The sequence below is a fragment of the Serratia sp. BW106 genome (genome assembly GCF_002607755.1).
Taxonomy (GTDB): Bacteria; Pseudomonadota; Gammaproteobacteria; order Enterobacterales; family Enterobacteriaceae; genus Serratia; species Serratia proteamaculans.
In genome coordinates, this window is the sequence record NZ_MCGS01000003.1 from 179,442 (window position 1) to 197,425 (window position 17,984).

At 55.5% G+C, this 17,984-nt stretch carries 11 protein-coding genes and 1 pseudogene; 2 read left to right on the forward strand and 10 right to left on the reverse strand.

Translation table 11 applies throughout. The features are described 5' to 3' along the window. Positions 1-120 precede the first annotated feature (120 nt). A complete protein-coding gene (locus tag BEI65_RS02445) occupies positions 121-1,557 on the forward strand; it encodes an MFS transporter (RefSeq protein WP_099061969.1) in 1,437 nt (478 codons plus the stop codon). Here the strand turns inward: BEI65_RS02445 and BEI65_RS02450 are convergent. From BEI65_RS02450 to BEI65_RS02460, 3 genes and pseudogenes are all read right to left on the reverse strand, one after another. Then, a complete protein-coding gene (locus BEI65_RS02450) occupies positions 1,536-1,937 on the reverse strand; it encodes a VOC family protein (protein WP_099061970.1) in 402 nt (133 codons plus the stop codon). The genes BEI65_RS02445 and BEI65_RS02450 overlap by 22 nt on opposite strands. Before the next feature lie 81 nt (positions 1,938-2,018). Then, positions 2,019-3,274, reverse strand: a pseudogene (locus BEI65_RS02455) (LVIVD repeat-containing protein). A gap of 9 nt (positions 3,275-3,283) precedes the next feature. Beyond that, on the reverse strand, positions 3,284-4,357 hold the full coding sequence (locus BEI65_RS02460) for a sugar ABC transporter substrate-binding protein (protein WP_099061971.1): 1,074 nt from the start codon (positions 4,355-4,357) through the stop codon (positions 3,284-3,286). A 222-nt stretch (positions 4,358-4,579) separates the two neighbouring features. Between BEI65_RS02460 and BEI65_RS02465 the strand changes: the two genes are divergently transcribed. After that, positions 4,580-5,668 carry an oxidoreductase gene (locus BEI65_RS02465; RefSeq protein WP_099061972.1) on the forward strand — a complete coding sequence of 363 codons (1,089 nt, stop codon included), beginning with the start codon at positions 4,580-4,582 and terminating at the stop codon, positions 5,666-5,668. A gap of 54 nt (positions 5,669-5,722) precedes the next feature. On the opposite strand, the gene BEI65_RS02470 is transcribed toward BEI65_RS02465, so the two are convergent. The 7 genes from BEI65_RS02470 to BEI65_RS02500 form a co-directional block, all read right to left on the reverse strand. Further along, positions 5,723-7,144 (reverse strand): hypothetical protein, encoded by a 1,422-nt coding sequence (locus BEI65_RS02470; RefSeq protein WP_099061973.1) that lies wholly within the window; start codon positions 7,142-7,144, stop codon positions 5,723-5,725. After that, positions 7,125-9,050, reverse strand: coding sequence for a hypothetical protein (locus tag BEI65_RS02475; protein ID WP_099061974.1), 1,926 nt, complete (start codon positions 9,048-9,050; stop codon positions 7,125-7,127). The genes BEI65_RS02470 and BEI65_RS02475 overlap by 20 nt, the downstream gene beginning before the upstream one ends. 10 nt (positions 9,051-9,060) lie before the next feature. After that, complete coding sequence (locus tag BEI65_RS02480) at positions 9,061-10,722, reverse strand: hypothetical protein (RefSeq protein ID WP_099061975.1); 1,662 nt, start codon at positions 10,720-10,722, stop codon at positions 9,061-9,063. A gap of 13 nt (positions 10,723-10,735) precedes the next feature. Continuing rightward, the gene (locus tag BEI65_RS02485; RefSeq protein ID WP_099061976.1) at positions 10,736-12,571 is read right to left on the reverse strand and encodes a hypothetical protein; all 1,836 of its coding nucleotides are present in this window, start codon (positions 12,569-12,571) and stop codon (positions 10,736-10,738) included. Between the two features lie 66 nt (positions 12,572-12,637). Continuing rightward, positions 12,638-14,779 (reverse strand): hypothetical protein, encoded by a 2,142-nt coding sequence (locus tag BEI65_RS02490; protein ID WP_099061977.1) that lies wholly within the window; start codon positions 14,777-14,779, stop codon positions 12,638-12,640. A gap of 21 nt (positions 14,780-14,800) precedes the next feature. Continuing rightward, positions 14,801-16,234: a hypothetical protein gene (locus BEI65_RS02495; protein ID WP_099061978.1), complete on the reverse strand. Its 1,434-nt coding sequence runs from the start codon at positions 16,232-16,234 to the stop codon at positions 14,801-14,803. Next, positions 16,231-17,982, reverse strand: a complete 1,752-nt coding sequence (locus BEI65_RS02500; RefSeq protein ID WP_099061979.1) for a hypothetical protein — start codon at positions 17,980-17,982, stop codon at positions 16,231-16,233. The genes BEI65_RS02495 and BEI65_RS02500 overlap by 4 nt, the downstream gene beginning before the upstream one ends. Positions 17,983-17,984 lie beyond the last annotated feature (2 nt).

The window sequence follows — 17,984 nt, forward strand, 5'->3', positions numbered from 1 at the left end:
AGCAGCGGATGCTGACCGATGACATGGCGTCATATGCATTAATAAACTGCATAGGCTGCGCCTTCCGCCATATCATGGGCTGACATAGGCTACTGACAGGTTCTTTCAGGAGTCAGTACTATGAAGCTAATTACTCAATCTGCGGTGGGCAGCCCCCATTCCGGCGGCATTCTCACCGGCCTTTCTCTGACCATGCTGGTTTCATCGCTGGGCACCAGCATTGCCAACATCGGTTTGCCCACGCTGGCACAGGCGTTCAACACGTCGTTTCAGGCGGTGCAGTGGGTGGTAATCGTCTACCTGCTGGCCATTACCACTTCCATTATCGCCATAGGGCGTCTGGGGGATCGGATCGGCCGCCGCCGCTTGCTGCTAATGGGCATTGCCTTGTTCACCCTTGCCTCAGGACTGTGCGCCGCCGCACCGGATATCTGGCTGCTGTTGGCGGCACGCATTGCCCAGGGGATGGGGGCCGCAGTGATGATGGCGATGACTATGGCACTGGTGGGTGAGACGCTGGGAAAAGAAAACACCGGCCGTGCTATGGGGTTGCTTGGCAGCATGTCGGCTATCGGTACCGCGCTTGGGCCTACGCTCGGCGGCGCGTTGATTTTTGGCTTCGGCTGGCGGGCGATGTTTCTGGTGAGCCTTCCTATGGGCGGGCTGGTATTTATGCTGATATATCGCTATTTGCCGGTGGGCCAGCCGCAGTCGCAAAAAGATAACGGCAATTTTGATCTGCCCGGGACTTTGCTGCTCGGTCTGACGCTGGCCTGCTACGCGCTGTCGATGACGCTGGGGCATGGTAACTTCGGTGTCATCAATTTGCTGTTGTTACTCTGTGCGGCGCTGGGGATCGGACTGTTTGTACGGCTGGAAAACACCACGACCTCTCCCTTAATACAGTTGGCGCTGTTCCGCCAGGCTGGGCTGAGTGTCGGGTTGGTGATGAGTGCACTGGTCATGACGGTGATGATGACATCGTTGGTGGTAGGGCCGTTTTATCTGACGCATGGTCTGGGGTTGGCGGTGGGACAGGCCGGACTGGCGATGTCAGCCGGGCCGTTGGTGGCTGCTTTGCTCGGCGTGCCGGCCGGTCGGCTGGTGGATCGTCTGGGGGCACAAAAAATCACCGCCGTGGGCCTGGTGATCATGACCCTGGGGGCCGGCGTAATGTCGATGATGACGCTCAATCAGGGGGTCTTTGGCTACGTGACTCCCCTTTGCCTGATTACTCTGGGCTATACGCTATTTCAGGTCGCCAATAATACCGCGCTGATGAAGCATGCGGCCCCTGAGCAGCGCGGGGTGATCTCCGGCATGGTTAACCTCTCACGTAATCTTGGTCTGATCACCGGGGCCTCTGCCATGGGCGCTTTGTTTATGCTGGCGGCAAACACCGGTGATATCACGTTAGCCACGGCGGAGGCGGTATCAAACGGCATGCGAGTGACTTATCTGGCGGCAGGCGTGTTGGCGGCAATAGCACTGGTGATGACCCTCAGAAGCCATGCCGCCATTAAACCGGACGGGGATTACAGCAGGTCGCCGCGGTAGGCGATATGAATTTTGTTGCCGTCCGGATCGCGCAGGTAAGCACCAAAATAGCCTTGGCCATAATGAGGGCGCTCACCGGCTTCACCTTCCGAAATGCCGCCTGCCGCGATACCGGCGACATAGGCTTCACGCACCTGTTGTTCACTGTGGGCGGTGAAGGCCACCATGCTGCCGTTACCGGCGCTGGCCGGTTGTCGATTATAGGGCTGGTAAGCGTAAAAACGCGGCAATGCCTGATCGGGCATCACCCAGCAACGTGCGGCGGGGCCTCCATCCGGGGTGACCGGGCGTTGTATTAACCCCAACGGCAGCAAAATGGCATCGTAAAAAGTGGCGGCTTGCTCCAGATCGCTGACGCCTACGGTGATATGACTAAACATGCTTTCCCTTAATATGTCTGGTTTACCGGTTCATTCATCTTATGCCAATGAACCTAAAATGGTCGTGGCAATCCTAAACTCTCAGCCCAAATACTCGATGATCGACAAACCGCCGTTGTAATCCGTGCTGTAGATAATGCCCTGGGCGTCGACAAACACGTCGCAGGATTGGATCACCTGCGGGCGGTCCGGGCGTTTATCCATCATCGTTTCTGGGGCGGCGGGCACCAAAGCCCCGGTTTCTTTCGGTTGATAAGGGTTGCTGATGTCATAGGCGCGCACACCGGCATTTTGGTAGGTGGCAAAAATCAGCGTTGAGCTGATAAAACTGCCGGGGCGGTTCTCATGCAGGTTATGTGGCCCGAAATGCGCCCCCTTGCTGATGTAATCACGTTCCTCCGGTTGCGGGAAGGTGGCAATGCTCACCGGATTGGACGGTTGGCGGATATCAAACAACCAGATCAACTTTTCGCCGTCCTGCTGGTTATCGAGCACTGCCTCATCCAGCACTACCAGCAGATCCCGGTCCGGCAGTGGCAGTGCGGTGTGAGTACCGCCACCAAAAGGGGGGCTCCAGTTGCGGTGGGCGATTAACTGCGGTTGGCTGCGATCTTTGATATCCAGCAGGGTCAGGCCGCCATCGCGCCATCGCGCCAACTGGCATAGGCGGTATCGCCGCTGATAATGGCATGGTGCAGGGCGTAGCGTTTGCCTTCCGGCCAGTTTGGTGTTTCTCCACCGGCGCTGTGCATGCCCGGCAACCACCAGCGGCCGGCGATCTGCGGATTGCGTGGATCGGCCAAATCGACGGTCAGAAAAATGTAGTCACTGTAGCCGTCAATCAGGGCGGAAACGTAGGCCCAGCGGCCACCGACATACCAGATGCGGTGGACGCCGATCCCCTCCAGTGCCAAAAAACCGATCTCCTTTGGCTGGTCCGGGGTAGAAATATCGAAAATTCGCACCCCGGCACTCCAGCCGCGGGCGTCATTGCCTGACACCGTCTGGCTGATGGCGCGGGTGTAGTAGACCTTCTCATCGGCGAAACGGGCATCGGCAAACAAATCGCGAGCGTTGATCACCAGCAGCAAATCATCGTGCGCCTGTAAATGTACGTTCCAGGTACCCGGCGGCGCGGGGACAAAACCGGCCGCACGCGGATTTTTCACGTCACGCACATCGACGATAGAAAACCCCTGCGAAACCATATGCCCGATATAGGCATAACCCCGGTGAACCATAACCTGCACGCCGTCAGGCTTACCGCCCTGATCGCTGTGGCCGATCAGCCGCATATTGCGGCTGTACTCGGGTTGGGGAAGCGCTCGCGATGCCATTTTCGTTCCTTATTTCTTAGCCTGTTGCGCTTCAAGCGTGGCAAACCACGGCGCGATAAAATCGTCCGATTTGCCCCAGCCAGGAATGACTTTGGCCAGTGACGCGACGTTGGTGGCATCCGGGTGGCTGAGCAACAGATCCTGTGGGATGGCAGCGGCTTTAAATTCATAGGTCGCCGGGGTTTTCTCTCCGGCAATCTTATTGGCCACCAGACGCAGGTTAACGGCACCAATCAGCTTGGGATCGACCGCCACGCTAAGCTTCCAGGCGCTGCCCTTGGCACGCATCAGCGCCAGATCCTGGTTCGAAATATCAATGCTGTAGAGTTTGATTTCGGTGCGGCCATTCTCTTCCAGAGCCTTGTAGGCACCCTGGCTAAACGCATCCCAGGTTCCCCAAATGGCGTCGATTTTGCCCTTTGGATACTTGGCCAGGATCGCGCCGATTTTGTTGGCGGTGTCACCCTGAACGTCGGAGGATACCGCGCCGATGGACTCAAGCTCCTTGATGCCCGGCTGATCCTTCAGCAACTTTTGATACTGCGCCTGACGCCGCTCCATCGGTGGGAAACCCGCCACCCACAGCTTGACGATATTGGCTTTGCCGTCGAAGTCTTTCACCAGTTGGCCGAATGAAAGATCGGTCAACGAAGCATCATCCTGCTGGCTGATGGTTACCCCCGGGATCTCACCCTGTACGGCGGTATCGAAGGCGGCCACCGCAATACCGCTGTCGGCAATGCGTTTCAACAGGGCGGTGGAATAGGGGTCACGTCCCTGAGACAGGATAATGCCGTCGTACTTCTGGCTGATGGCCTGGTTGACGAAGTCCTGGAACTTGGCATCGTCACCGTTGGTCAGGAAGGTATTGACCTGGAAACCCAGTTTGCGGCCTTCCTGCACCGCGCCGCTGACAAACTGCGTGGTATTGTCGTCAGACCCCAGATTGCGGATCACCGCGATACGGATTGGTCCCTGGTGATTGGCAATCGCCGCCGGGATCGGCGCGATGGCAGGGGCGGAGAACGCGGGAAATACGGCGAACAGGCTTAACGCCAGTAGTGAGGTGTTGAACAGTTTCATTAAATTTTACCCTGCATGGTTAAGCATCATTAAAAACGGGAGGACAATTCATCGTCACCATTGGGATGGTTGTTTATTCAAAGAATGAATTGAAGCCGTCAGTTTCCACGCGGGCGGAACGGATGACAATGAACGAAAAATCATAAGCTAATGCTAAAGAGTATTAGGCAACGTTAAACTCGCCTTTATGATGGCAAGATCAGACAAAATAAGGACTTGAACATGAGTGATAGCCAGATTCGCGTGGTCGCCGGCCCCGCCAACTATTTTGCTTACCCTGGGGCCATTGACCAACTGGCGCAATTTTATTCTCCGCAACAGTTGAACACTGCGCTGTGGGTGTATGGCGAGCGTGCGCTGGCCGCGGCCAAACCCTGGCTACCGGCGGTGTTTGATGCTGCCGATGCCCGCCGGGTGTTGTTCGACAGCCACTGTAGCGAAACCACGGTGCAGGATATCGTGCAACAGGCCGGGACAGATCGTCAGGTGGTGATTGGCGTTGGCGGCGGTGCGGTACTGGACACCGCCAAAGTGGTGGCCCGTCGGTTGGGCTTACCCGTGGTGGCTATCCCGACCATTGCCGCCACCTGCGCCGCCTGGACGCCGCTTTCAGTGTGGTACAACGACCAGGGGCAGGCGCTGCGCTACGAGATTTTCAACGATGCCAATCATCTGGTATTGGTCGAGCCGGAAATTATTCTGCGCGCGCCAAAAGAGTATTTGCTGGCCGGTATCGGCGATACCCTGGCGAAATGGTACGAAGCGGTGGTGCTCAGTCCCCAACCGGAACGTTTACCGTTAACCGTGCAGTTAGGCATCAATACCGCGCTGACCCTGCGTGACGTGCTGCTGACCGAAAGTGAGGCGGCGCTAAAGGCGCAGGCGCAAGGGCAATTGGCTCAGGCTTTCCTCAACGTACTGGAAGCCATTATTGCCGGCGGTGGCCTGGTGGGCGGACTGGGCGATCGTTATACCCGCATTGCGGCAGCGCATTCGGTGCACAACGGCCTGACCGCGCTGCCGCAGACCGATGCCTTCCTGCATGGCACCAAAGTCGCCTATGGCATTCTGGTGCAAAGTGCATTGCTGGGGCAGCACGACACCGTGGCTCAGTTGATTGCGCTGTATCACCGCCTGGATCTGCCCGTCAGTCTGGCGGCGTTGCAGGTGGACATTCACGATGAGGCGCAAATCAAACGGTTGATTGAGCGCACCCTGCAAGCGGGAGAGTCGATTCATTTGCTGCCGCTGGCGCTTAACGAAACCCTATTGCGCAGCGCGCTGAGTTATGTGGAATCACAGACGGCTTAACAGCGTTGTTTCTGCGTAGCCTGCTGTGGATGCCAACAGCAGGCTAGCCGTTATTCAAGGCACGTAAATGATCTCAAAGCTGGAGGTTTTGTCGTAGTAGGGCGTCATGCCGCCATCGACGTAGAAAACCTGCAGGTCGTAATGATAAACCAGTTTTTTATCCGGATTGAGGATCAGATCCAATGCCGAAACTTTGACCGTCACGTCATGGCTGGGGTGCTCTTTAGTCAACTCAACCGTCTGGTTGTCGATGTTCACCAAAATGCGTTTGATCGGGCGTGGCCCTGAGGGATCGTAAGCGCCGCTGTCGCTTCTGAATTCAACGGTTTTGTAGATGTCCACCGGGGCGGACTGTTGGATAAAGTCGAGCACCTTGCTCTGGTATTTGGCGTCCAGCGCCAGCACCACCGGCAGATGATCCGGGTTAAAGCCGGTAAATTGCACCGCCAGATAGCCTTTCAACAACAGGTTTTGCGGTGAACGGTTAAATAGCGCGTCCCAAATCAGCGCGAACTGCCGGGCGGGCAAGGTGAATGAATCGACAATCCCGCTTTGCAGGTTGATCAGCGCATTTTTTTCCTCGGTTTTCCCCTCTGGCAATGCCAACTGCAACACCAGCGAGTCGGCGTTGGCGAAAGGGGCCAATCGGGCATCCGGCTGCATGTGTGAAAACTGTGCCGTGGCGTTAGCAATGCGCCCCTGGTTCACTTTGGGTGACAGGAAGTAGTCAAAGGTCACCTTGATCTCATCGAGCGAGGTGGCGTGCTCGCCGGCAGAGAATGAAATCGACAGCATCGGTTTGCCGTCGGTATCGGTGGCCAACAGGAAAGTGTCCGGCAGGTAGTAAAGGGAATTTTTGCGCACATAGTCCTGATAGTAGTTGTACCAAAGCTGCTGATACTCCAGTGGGGTGAGGATCAGCTGTAGACGAGCCGGTGGTGGCAAAATACCCTGATAGATATACGGATAGTAGTTTTCGGCAAAGTAGAAAACTTTAGGGTCGGTGACGGTATTGGTAATGCCATGATCGGTTTTGATGGCGACCACCAGCGTGGTTTGCGCATCGTAATCCGAAAGGGCCTGCAGCAAGGCATCGCGCTGCTCCAGCTTGTACAGATCAAGCTGTGCCTGATAGCGATTTTCCTGCGATGTCAGCATCACCTGGTCGAAGATCATCTCTTCGACGCTGCCAAAGCGGGTGAAACTCAGCACCACATAGGGAACCTGTGGCACCTGGCGACTCAGGGCGAAATCCAGCTGCATGCGCCAACTGGTGCCGTCGGTGCTGGTGGCAATCTGGTAACGGGTTTCTCCTGAAACGATCTCGGTGCAGACCTCGGCGGTCATCTCATCCGCCAGCACCGGCGGGGCAGCCCGATAGCGTAGCTGCCTGGCCTCGACGTCAGGAAACTGTTCGCGCGCATTCTGCAGAATAATTTGGTTCAGTGTCACCAGGTCATTGAGAAAGGTATTCATGGTTATCCTCGTTGCGTTCAGTTTGGGCCAGAGTTCTGAATTGGTTCAGGCAGGACGAGGTCCAGAGAAAGCGTCCGTCATGCCGACGATACAGCGGGCTTTCCAACCGGTCGGTGGGCCAGTGCCAGTGGGCCAATGCATCCATCAGCGGTGTGAGCTGCGGGATCCCCGCCAGGCTGGCGTACTCCAGAGCGGCGCGCCATTCGTTGGGATGGGCGTAATAGGGGGTCAGGGTACTGATTCGGTCGTAACGGTGGCCACTCCATTGCAACGCCTGATTCAGCATCTGAATAATGCGCCGATAAGCCGGCAGTACGGCGTCGCTCCCGGCCACCAACGTATGGAGCAAAATCAGCGCGTTGGTATTTACGCAGCAATCCAGTTGGCGAATATCATTGTCGTCCTTCATCCAGGTATGAAAGCTTTGGCACTCTGCCCATTGGTGTTGTACGGCGGCCTGATGGGGGTCAACCCGGCGGATCTGGTAGCCGTTCATCTGGGCAATCGTCTGCCTGACCTGTGCCAGCGAAATACGGCCAAACTTGTACAGCAGCTCGGTAATGATGGCGGTATCGTCAATGTCGGCGCAGATACGCTGGTTAGTCATCCATTGGGGATGGGCCGCCGTCGGCCAAAAACTGAAGTGGAACGGGCGGGTTTCGCAGGCGATTAAAAAATCCAGCGCCCTCTCAATAAAGGGAGCGGTTTGTGGGGTGTAATCCAGGGTGCGTAACACCTGCGCGGTAACAAAGGCATTTTCATCCTGATGCCAGCGTCCGTCCGGCGTTCGGACATGGGCGATAAAGGCACCGCTGGTACACTGTTGCTCAAGTAACGCCGTGAGACTGGAGCGGACAGTCTTTATAGTGGAGGGAGCCGGACTCAGCGGTATCTCCTCGAAGTGGGTATTTTGCGGGCTGAAAGTACAGCTGATGGCCTGACGATCCTGCATATCCACCGAAAACCCCACCACGTTGAATTGCAGCGGAACCTGCGCGCTGATTGCGCATTGCAACAAGGGCATGGTTTGACGGCTTTGGGTCAGCAAGGTTTGTACCGCAGGAAATACCCGGGTGTTATCACCAAAGAAACTGGCTGCCATGGTGAACAGCGTGAAGCTTTCCAGTTCGTCGCCGGGGCCGTAAACCAGGCTAAAGCCGTAGGTGGTCGCTGGAAAACCTTCACTGCTCAAAGTCTGTTGCAGGGCGTGGCCCAGCAGCGGTACCAGCGCAGGGAACCGCCGTTCGCAGCCGAAAAAGGTCATCACCGCCAAAATCTCGGCATCAGTGATGCGAGCGCTGTGCCACTGAAAGTAATATTCACGCGGTGAGGCGGGATGCTGCGGATAATAGCCCACCATCAGCAGTGACAATCCCGCCTGTTGGCAGGCAGCGGCAGGGTAATCCTTCACGCCGCCGGGCCAACCGTCCGGGTCTGGAGTTCCGGGCGGCACTTCGGAATACACTTTGGTTTTTACCGTCTCCGGGCTGTATTTTCGTCCCAGCCAGGATCCAAACCGCAGTGGCTGTGCGCTCTGGCGCTGCATGTGGCCGACTGCCGCCAAACAACTTTCGACCTTCTGCTGCGGTGGCGAAAGGGTCAGTTGCTGGTAGTGCCGGTAAAAACTTTCAACTCCCCGATCTTCGGCGTAACGCGGAAAAAATGGATCCAATGTGCAGGAAAGTGCCTGCGGGTTAGACGACGAAACGGTGAACTCGAGCGGGCAGCCATTATACCCCAGCAGGCTGGTGTTAAAGGCGGCAGACAGGCAGCCGGAGGCCAGGCGTGCCTGGCTGAACCGGGCGATCTCGGGCACCAGCGTAGTGTGTAAATACGGCACTTCCTGACACAGGGCGCTTACCAGGGCGTTCCATGCCGCTGGTAATACTGCATGGCGTTCGACCATCGTCAGTCACCTATGCCACGGCCGGGATAACAATGGCCGGAGGGTTTTCGCTGCCGTCTATCGTGACGCTGTCACCTCCTACTTTCAGGTAGGTGATTTTGTAGTCAACCGTCCAGGGCTGCTCGGTCAGGCAGCGATACTTAAAGGTCTGCTCTTCGGTTTTATCCGGATTAAACTGGTATTTCTTGGTTTTTCGACTCTTTTTGTCGTCCAGATAGGTCAGTTCGACGATCACCTGATTGTAATTCTCCCAGGAAAATTTCCGGTCGAGGAAGATGGCAATCTCGTTGAAGGTCAGCACCGCCCCGGGATCCAAATTCAGCAGGGTCGACGCCGAGACCGACTGCGGTTGATAGCTGCTGCTGCCTTCCCAGCCGGTGGTGGCGGCAGACTTGAAGGCATATTCGCTGTGGATCACAAAGAGTTCATTGCGGTCGCTGCTGCGAGAAATGCTTTTGCTCCATTTACCGTCATCGGTGATAAACGGCTCGGCGGTATAAACCTGTTTGTTGTAGTCGATTTTGAAGGTGGCGGCTTTAATGCCGTACTCGGCAAAGCCGTCCGGCCCCAATACGGTAAAGTCGATTTTCTGGAAGAAGGGATCGTTAACGTTCACTTCAATAAAGTAAGGCGGTTCTTTTTTGGCGCGCAGGATATCGCTGCCGATAAAGTTTTGCGGCACTGCCGATTGGCTGAGGGCTTTCGACGAAATGTAATTGAAGTTCAGGCTTTTGGTTTCTTCGATCCGCACCAGCTTGATCTCCAGTGAGGCGCTGGGGAACAGCCCGCCTTTACCGCCTTCTTCGCCGTCTTCCTTGCCGCTGGCGAGCAGAGATTCCAGAATGGAGTCGCTGGCCGATTTGGCCTGGGTATTGCTGTCATCATTAGGTTTAAGCGACGCAGTAAAGAAGCTTTTCAGGATCTCTTCTTTGACAAACTGCAGCGCCCACTCTTTCTCTTTGGCTTCCTCCTCGCTTGGCATGCTCTCGGTTACCTTGATAATTAACTTCTGATCCTGCTGCAGTTTTTTGATCACGCTGTCAAAGCCCAACCAAAAACTGGCGGGGGTTTCCACCGGGATCGGGATATTGGCGCCAAATTTCAGGTCGAACTCCTTGTAGAGGCTTTCAAACTTGGCCTCGACCTCGACTTTCAGCGCCGGGGTAATGCCGGTAAAGCTAAGGTTGTAGGCCACGGCGGCCGGGGCCTGTGCCTTATTAAACGCCGCCTCGAGGATCACCGCCTGCTGCGGCGTCAGTTTGGCGCTGAAGATGGCGCTGTTGTTGCCAAACAGGCTGGGGCACTGCGCGCTGATTAATTCGCCGTTGGCATTGCTGCCGACATCAAGCACAAAAAAGTTCACCGTGCCTTTGTCATAGGGGACCTGGGCCTTGCGGGCGGTTTTCGGATCCACTTTCAGTTTGCGCAGGTATTCGTTGAAGGCGGTGTCCAGCTCGGCGGGGTCGATCGAGGTATTGACCTCGAAGTTGATGTAACCCCCTTGCTGGCCGCTGCCGTCGCCAGTGTACTTGATCAATGAAAAGATCGGCTTTCCGTCTTTCGCTGCGATATGGATATCACCGGGCAAATACCAGAACTGCTTGTCATCGGAATCGTCGGCAAAGAAGGTGATGTTGTTGATAGTGGCGGTTCTTGCTCTGAGTAATAACATGGCGTTTCCTTAATTAATTGAGGTTGGCAATATCAATAGCGTCTTGATTGGTGGCGGTTTGGACGTACTCGGGTTTATCGCCGCCCTGACCCGGCAGGTAGCTGAACCAGATCTCCAGGTCGACGGCAAGCCGCTCTGGGTCGATTTGGTCGGCGCTAAAGCGCTGGGGGGCGGCTTCGGTTTCGGTAAACTGAAAAATTTGCTGCAGAGGCGGAGTGTCATCGCCGGGCAAATAGGCATAGCTGGCGGAAACCAGCACCGACGCCACCTGCTGCCAGTCCATACTGGCGGACAGCATTAATACCCGTTGGTGATACAAACTGGAGGGCAGATACACATCCTGACTGGTCGGTTCGTTCAGCACCGCAGAGATATGGGGTGAGTTGGCGACGCTGCTGTACTCCTTGGTTACGTCAAATAAATACTGGTCGGGGTTGGGCAGCATCACCGGGTAGCTGTCCTGCTGCGCAGTCTGGCTAATCTGAAAGCTTTTCGACAGGCTGGATGCCGTCTGCCCGATTGGACGGCAGCGCAGGGTGACCAACACCGACTGGTACCAGCGCCAGTCAAACAGGTTGGCGGCCTTGATGACAAAATCGTAGCGGCCATAGAGCGACTCAATATCCAGATAGACATCGTTCAATTCGGTTTGCAGCGCGCCGGAGCTGACCGACCTCACGCCGCCCACCGCCTGGTTGAGATAGACGGTGAAGTCATACTCGACGGGCCACAGCATTTTGCCGGTTTGTGGGTCGATAATACTGGGTGACCTGAAGATTTTCGGTTTGGTATCGCCCTGGCGGAAGGTGTATTGCTTGTTGTCCGGGCCATAGCGCAGACGCACCATCACCAGTTGAACGTTATCGTCCAGTTCGTCGGACAACAGATTGATCCGGACCTCGCGGTGGGCGAAGAAATCATCCTGCAGATCGCTTTGGCTGATCACCCGATCGGCCTGATAGTCGGTACCGGCGACCAGTTCAGCAAACAGCGCCTGCGGATAAAGCGAGCGTTTGACCACCGTGGTTTCCGTCAGTTTTCCGCTTAAACGTCGCTGGTCAATATCCTCAACCGACAGTCGTTGCAGGTAAAAACCGGCCTGGGGTTTGTCTTGTTGTGGCACTTCGGCAAACACCGGGGTAAAAAACTCGCCGGTCAGGATCTGCGTCAATTCGGCTGTGGCCTGCCTGAAGTGGCCATCAGGATCGGTGTCTCTGACTTTGATGGTCACCACTTTTTCGCTGATCAGCTGCGCCGAGGTTTTTTCGATATCGACGGAAAAGAACAGCAGGTTAAAACCGACCGACTGTTGCAGGAATTGATAAACCTGGTCCCAGCGGGCCTCCAGTTCAAAGGTGGCCGGAGGAAGTTGTTGCAGGTAGTCAATTTTGTAGCTGATGGTAATCGGCGCAGTGGCCGGTGTGGCCATCAGGCTGGCCAGCAGGGCGATATTGCTGTCCGTGGCCAGTTTGGCCAGCAGATAACAGTTGAGCTGCTCGCTCAAGGAGGTCTTGCTGGTTTGGCCTGCGATAAAGCCGGGAATGTTCAGCGTGGCGGTACAGCCGATCGCCTGCAACGGCAATAAGACCGCGTCGTGCGGCATGTCCGGGCTGGCGGCTGCCGCGGCACGGGCGGCCTCGGGACTGCTGCTCAACTGGGTTTGCAACGACAGCATGGCATAGTAAACCGTGGCCGGTTGACTGCTGTTTCTAAATATCTGTAGCTGGACGGCGGGCTGGTTATCGTCAATAACGCTAATGCCCGGCGCCGCCGCGCAATAATAATAAATCGGCCTGTCCGGGTCGGCTCGGATAAAACAGATGTTTTGCACTACGACCTGAGTGTTCATAGCGACCATTCCATTTTATGAAGGTGAATCAGGGCAAAGAAGCTTTGCCCTGGGGGGCTCAGCGCGTCAGAAAGTCACCACCACGATGGTGCTGGTTCCTGTCACATCCTTCTCGACGGTTTTTTCAAGATTGTCAGCCCCGTAATACACCGTAGAAACGTAATGGATCTTCACCTCGTTGCCTTTTTCCACCTGCATCAGATCGAAGGTCAGATATTGGGTGAGGGATTTAGGATCAAACTCGGTCAGGGCCAGGGATTGGGACTGCGTAAAGTCCCATTTCGGGTAATACACCACCATTTCATAGGTGATCAACGTGACGTCTTTCTGGGTCGGTTTGAAGATAATGGTGTACTTCTGCGTTTTCGGTAGAGCATTGGCGACCAAAATCTGGTGGCCACGGATCAGCCCATAACCCGGTAGCTGCGGGCTGGTCTCAACGCCGTTGGGGATGTAGGTCAGACTGTCCCCATCCAGGGTCTGGTAATCGGTGGAGAAATAAATCGGTTTATCCACATCGACGCCAATCGGATAAATAAAGGGTTGAGGGAGTGTCGACTCATTGACCACCTGGCTGTTGGTCTTGAGTTTGACCCCCTTATCCGGATCGGAATATTGGGTTTTGATCACCACCTGGCTGAAGACTTTCCAGCCCATAGGGTCAAGCAGCGTAGCAATGTCGGCATAAACGATGCCGCATTCGGCCACGTTGATGGAGATAATCAGATCCTGATCGCTCTGAAGGTCACCAGAGTGGTAGGGTTTGGCCTGCATACCGGTGAAGTTGACGGTATAGGAGTATTTAAATGCGCGGCCCAACTCGGGTTTGATAAACCATTTGCCGGTTTTTTTTGCTCCGCTGTCGCCAGGGGAAAACTGCAGGGTGCTCTGGTTGTCTTTGTCGTAGTAGGCGGTCACCACGATATTGGCCACGTTGTATTTCGCCAGATCCTGAGTGACAAAAAACTCGGGCTGGATGTACTGATAGAACGGGTCGTTGAGATCGTACTCTTTGAAGTACTCTTTCAGATTGGCTTCGCCGACGATGGATTGGATCGACGGCAACTGGGTCTGTGGCGCAATGGAGAAGGAGACCACCGAGTTTTCTTCATAGACGCGAGTAAAGCTTTTGGTTTCGCTGAGGCTGGATTTGAATTTATCAAAACCGTCGGCGTCATTAAGCAACTCGAGGCTCATGTCCAACCCGGTTTGGCTACTTAAAATCTGTTCGACCTGTTTCTGACCCCAGGCGGTCAGACCGTCCTTCCATTTGATGTACTGATCAGGTGACATGCCCATTTCTGCTGCGGTCAGCCCGACCTGAACGTCGATCTTGATCGCGCCTTTTTCGATATATTCGCGCTCAATTTTTTTCTCATCGGCCGACCAGGTATGGTAGCTGATGCTTTGCGTTACCGACTTGGTGATCTCACTGTCGTAGCTGACGGTGACTTTGGCGGCCGGCAGGGAGGCATCCAGGCTGAAGTCGAAGCGAATACCTACGCTGGAGTTTTTATCGGTGCCTTTCAACACCTGTTCGAACAGGGTGGCACCTTCACCGGTCAACGACAGGCTGAACACGGTGTTGTTATCCCCCAGGCCTGATGGCGACAGCGTGGTGGGGATTTGACGATAGAACTTCTCGTTGCTGTCCAGAATCAATGAGGCCTGTGCCGAGGTGAGTCTCGGAACTTCCAACCTGATTTCTGTCGGCGTCAATTCCAGCACGAATTGGTCATTGCCTTTGTTGGCGTCATACAACGCGACAAATCTGGCGGCCTGGTCGTCATTCAGGCTGGTATTGCGCAACGCGGTATCCATGGCGGCTTTTTTGGTCGCATTTTCAGGATCGGCCACCGAGGCCTGCTCGGCTTGAACATACTTGACGATCAGGGTGGATTTCGCGATCAGCGGATCTTTAAGCTTGCCGAGCAACTCGATGCTGATCTTGCTTTTCATCTCCGAATCAGGCTGCGGCAGCATCACGGTAAATTGCGCATAGCCGCCCTGGGTGTCTTCACTGCGATACTTGTAGAACATGAAATAGGGGCTTTTGGCATCCCTGGCGACAAACACCGGGATCTCGGGCACCACATAGAAAGTATTCTTATCAATGCTGTCGCCATAACAGGTAAAGGCATATTCCTTAATACCCAGATATTTATCCGTAGGGATTTTGACCGATTGCTGCAAAGCGGTGGTTAACATAGGGTGTTCCTCTTGTTTATATCACTTGTTGTATTGCAGTTTGACGGGGCTGGCGCTGGCCTGTAGCGGGCCAGAGTCGTAGGTTTTGGGGAATATCGAGGCGGTTTTTCCTTGCCAACGGTAGTCAATGCGACCGTTTAATCCGTTGGCATGGGCATTGATCCACCAGTTGGCTTGCCACTGTTGGGTGCTGAACGAAAAGCTAAAGTTTTGTTTTTTCCCCTGGCCGGCCGGCGAATAGCTCGCGGTGCCGCTGACCGTTTTAAACTCTGCCTTCAGGTGTTCGGCTTCAAACAGCACGCTGTAAAACCCCAGGTCTTGCGGAGTGAGCGCGATGTTGTCCTGCCAGTGGAGTTGATTCTCATAGCTGGAGTAATCAGAAAACGTCACTTTGAGGGTGATATCGCTGACCTCATCAGTGGTTTTCAATGTGACCGGGGGGAAGCTGGGCCACTGCATCGGCGTTTGCGACTGGGCATAGCGCAGCTCGATCGACATGATGTTAAAACTCTTGGGGTTGAACCCCAGACTCACCACGCATTCGCGGTGCTTGACGGGTTTGTCCGGCCGAGTGGGTTCAGGCAATGGCGTCGGCGTGAACGTGATTATGCTGTCGGCAGGCAGTTGACCAAGCAGGGTGGCAACATCCTGCTGCTGCGCCAGCAAATAGCGCTGCGGCACGCTATTGCTGTAGCTGACGTCATAATTGAGCTTGCTGGGGATCTCATCTATCGAGTGGATGTTACGCAGCGTGTTGCTGACCAGTTGTGACGCGGTTTTCACCAACGAATTCCTGACCAGCTCGCGGGTCTGTTCCGAGGGGGCGTTGTCGAACTGTTCCAACAGGGCGATCACCCCGGCGTCGATCTGCTGGTTGAGCAGGATGGCGATAACTTCCGGTTGGCGCGCCTGTTCGTTGAAGGCCAGGGTTAAAAATGCCACCCAGTCGGCCTCCAGCCTGGCGGTGGCGCGGCTGCTGACGCTGAAGCGGCTGTGGGTCACCAGATAAACCTGGCTCTTGGCTCCGCGAATGGCGCTGTCCAGCAGGCCTGACTCAGTGTGGGTCAGCGGCATTTTGGACAGTTCAAACTCGACGTTATAGCTGTCTGACTCTGGCTGGCGGATAAAACGCAGGAACAGCGATTGGCGGATATCGCCTTGCTCCAGGCTGATTTTTCCGGGTGCCGGAATGAAATGCTGGCGGATATAGGCCTCAATTGCCGCCGTGTCGACCGGCAGGTTGGGCGCGATAAAGGTCGCCAGACCGCCGCCCGGACTGGTCAGCAAATGCAGCGCACTGATTTTACCGCCCGGGCCGTCCAGCACCACCTGCGGAGTATAACTGCCGTAGGTATAGCACCCCGGTGGCTGCGTTTGGTCGTGGAAGGCCAGGGCTCTGCCAAGCAGGAAAAAGTTTTGTAACGTCTGCTGGGGATTCAGTTCTTCAGTGTTCATTTTTCACCTTTGACATCAATCGTTTGATCGCCGGTCACATAGGCCGACCATGGGCCGGTGCTGATTTGGTAGCGAAACCCACTGGCAAAAATCGAAGTGACCGTCCAGGGGTAGTCGTAGCTGTTCTGCTGGTGGGTAAAGGTGTGCTCCGTGGTGCGGCTTTGGCTTTCCGGCTGAAAGGTCAATGCGACTTTGAGCATTTCAGCGGGCAGAGTGACGGTGATCCGCGCTCGCTGTGAGCCAAACTGCGGGAAGCTGTAAGCCCCGATAGTGGTGGCCTGGGTAATCGGCATCGGTAGCGGCACGACTCCACCAGCGGCCAACTGGTAAGCCGTTGCTTCAATAAAGGTTTCGTCACCGAGAACCGGGCAACTGAAATAAGGCTCTGCTGCGGTTAAGGCCAAGTCCTGCCGCCAACCGGCAGAATGATAGATACCGCCAATCCGACTCTCCTTGGCGAAACCCGGATCAAGGCTGATGGTCAGGAATGGGCAGGGCAATGCGGCGTAATCCAGTACCAGCGCCCGTTCGGCGCAGGGGCGTCGTTCACCGATCAGGGTGTGCCAGCTTCCTTCCTGCGGATAATTAACCCGGATTTGGTAGAAAAAAGGGGCTGGCTCCAGCGAACTGGTAAGAAACTTGAAGGTCAGCCGGCTCTGGTCCGGACTCAGTCGCTGGGTTTGCGTTTGTTCCTGCGGGTAAATACCTCCGGCTGGAACAGTCAGCTGAATATCGATAGAAACATTGCTTTTCAGTCCCAGCGGCAAGACGTAAAAGACATCGATTTCCCGTTCGCCCGGCGGTAATGGCGGGGCTGTAGTGCGGTGAATAATGGTATCAGGTGAGACCTTGGCAATTTGCTGTGCGGCGGCAAAAGGATCCAGTATGAAGCACAGCGGACGTCGGCTCAGTACCACTGTGTCGAGCATGAAGATCACCCGGCCACCTTGCGCTGGAATACTCAGTGCGATCATCGCCGTATTACTGGACGCCGGACCGGCGTAGGGTGTACCCCGCAAATTGTAGAGACGGTCAAGCAACGTCTGACTGAACAGCAGGTTTCCCTCGGGATCGCTCACTGGCAGTGGCGGGCTGATTTGCAGCGGCAGCAGCGCAATATTCTGGTAGAGATATTGCGTCAGCAGACCATAGTCGAAGGCCACCCGATCATCGCCAACAGGCTGCGCGCCTTTGACTCCGGCGGCCAATGCCAGTATCAGCTCCCGGGGATCAAACTCGACGGAGTACGCCAGCCGTGGTGAGACCCCTTCGACAAAACCGTCCAGCCGGGCATTAAAGCCGATAGTCTCATTGAGCAGGGTTTTCTCGATCAGTTGAGTGCTGGCCGAGTTCAGCAAAATAATAAACTGGATGCACTGTGCCGAATACCAGGTCGGGTCATAGCTTTGCCCACTGAGGGCGCTGTGATACTCAATCGGTACGTCAAAGCCCAGGCTGGCAGGCAACACGGGCAGCACTTTCACCGCTTTATCCGGGTGCTGTTGTTTGAAGTCCGCCAGACTTTGGTCACCGGCATACTGCAGTTCGGTGGTGAAATTCAGCCAACCGTAAATACTGTCGGTGCTGGGACTGCGAACAATATCCAGCGAGAACGCCAAGGGATCCGCTGCCAAAATGGTGAGGGATGCCGGGTATAAAAAATAGGCATCATTTTGCTGATAGGCCGCAATGAACCTGTGCCGATCGGCAATGATAATCTGCTGAAAGTCCGGGTATCCCTGATACATAA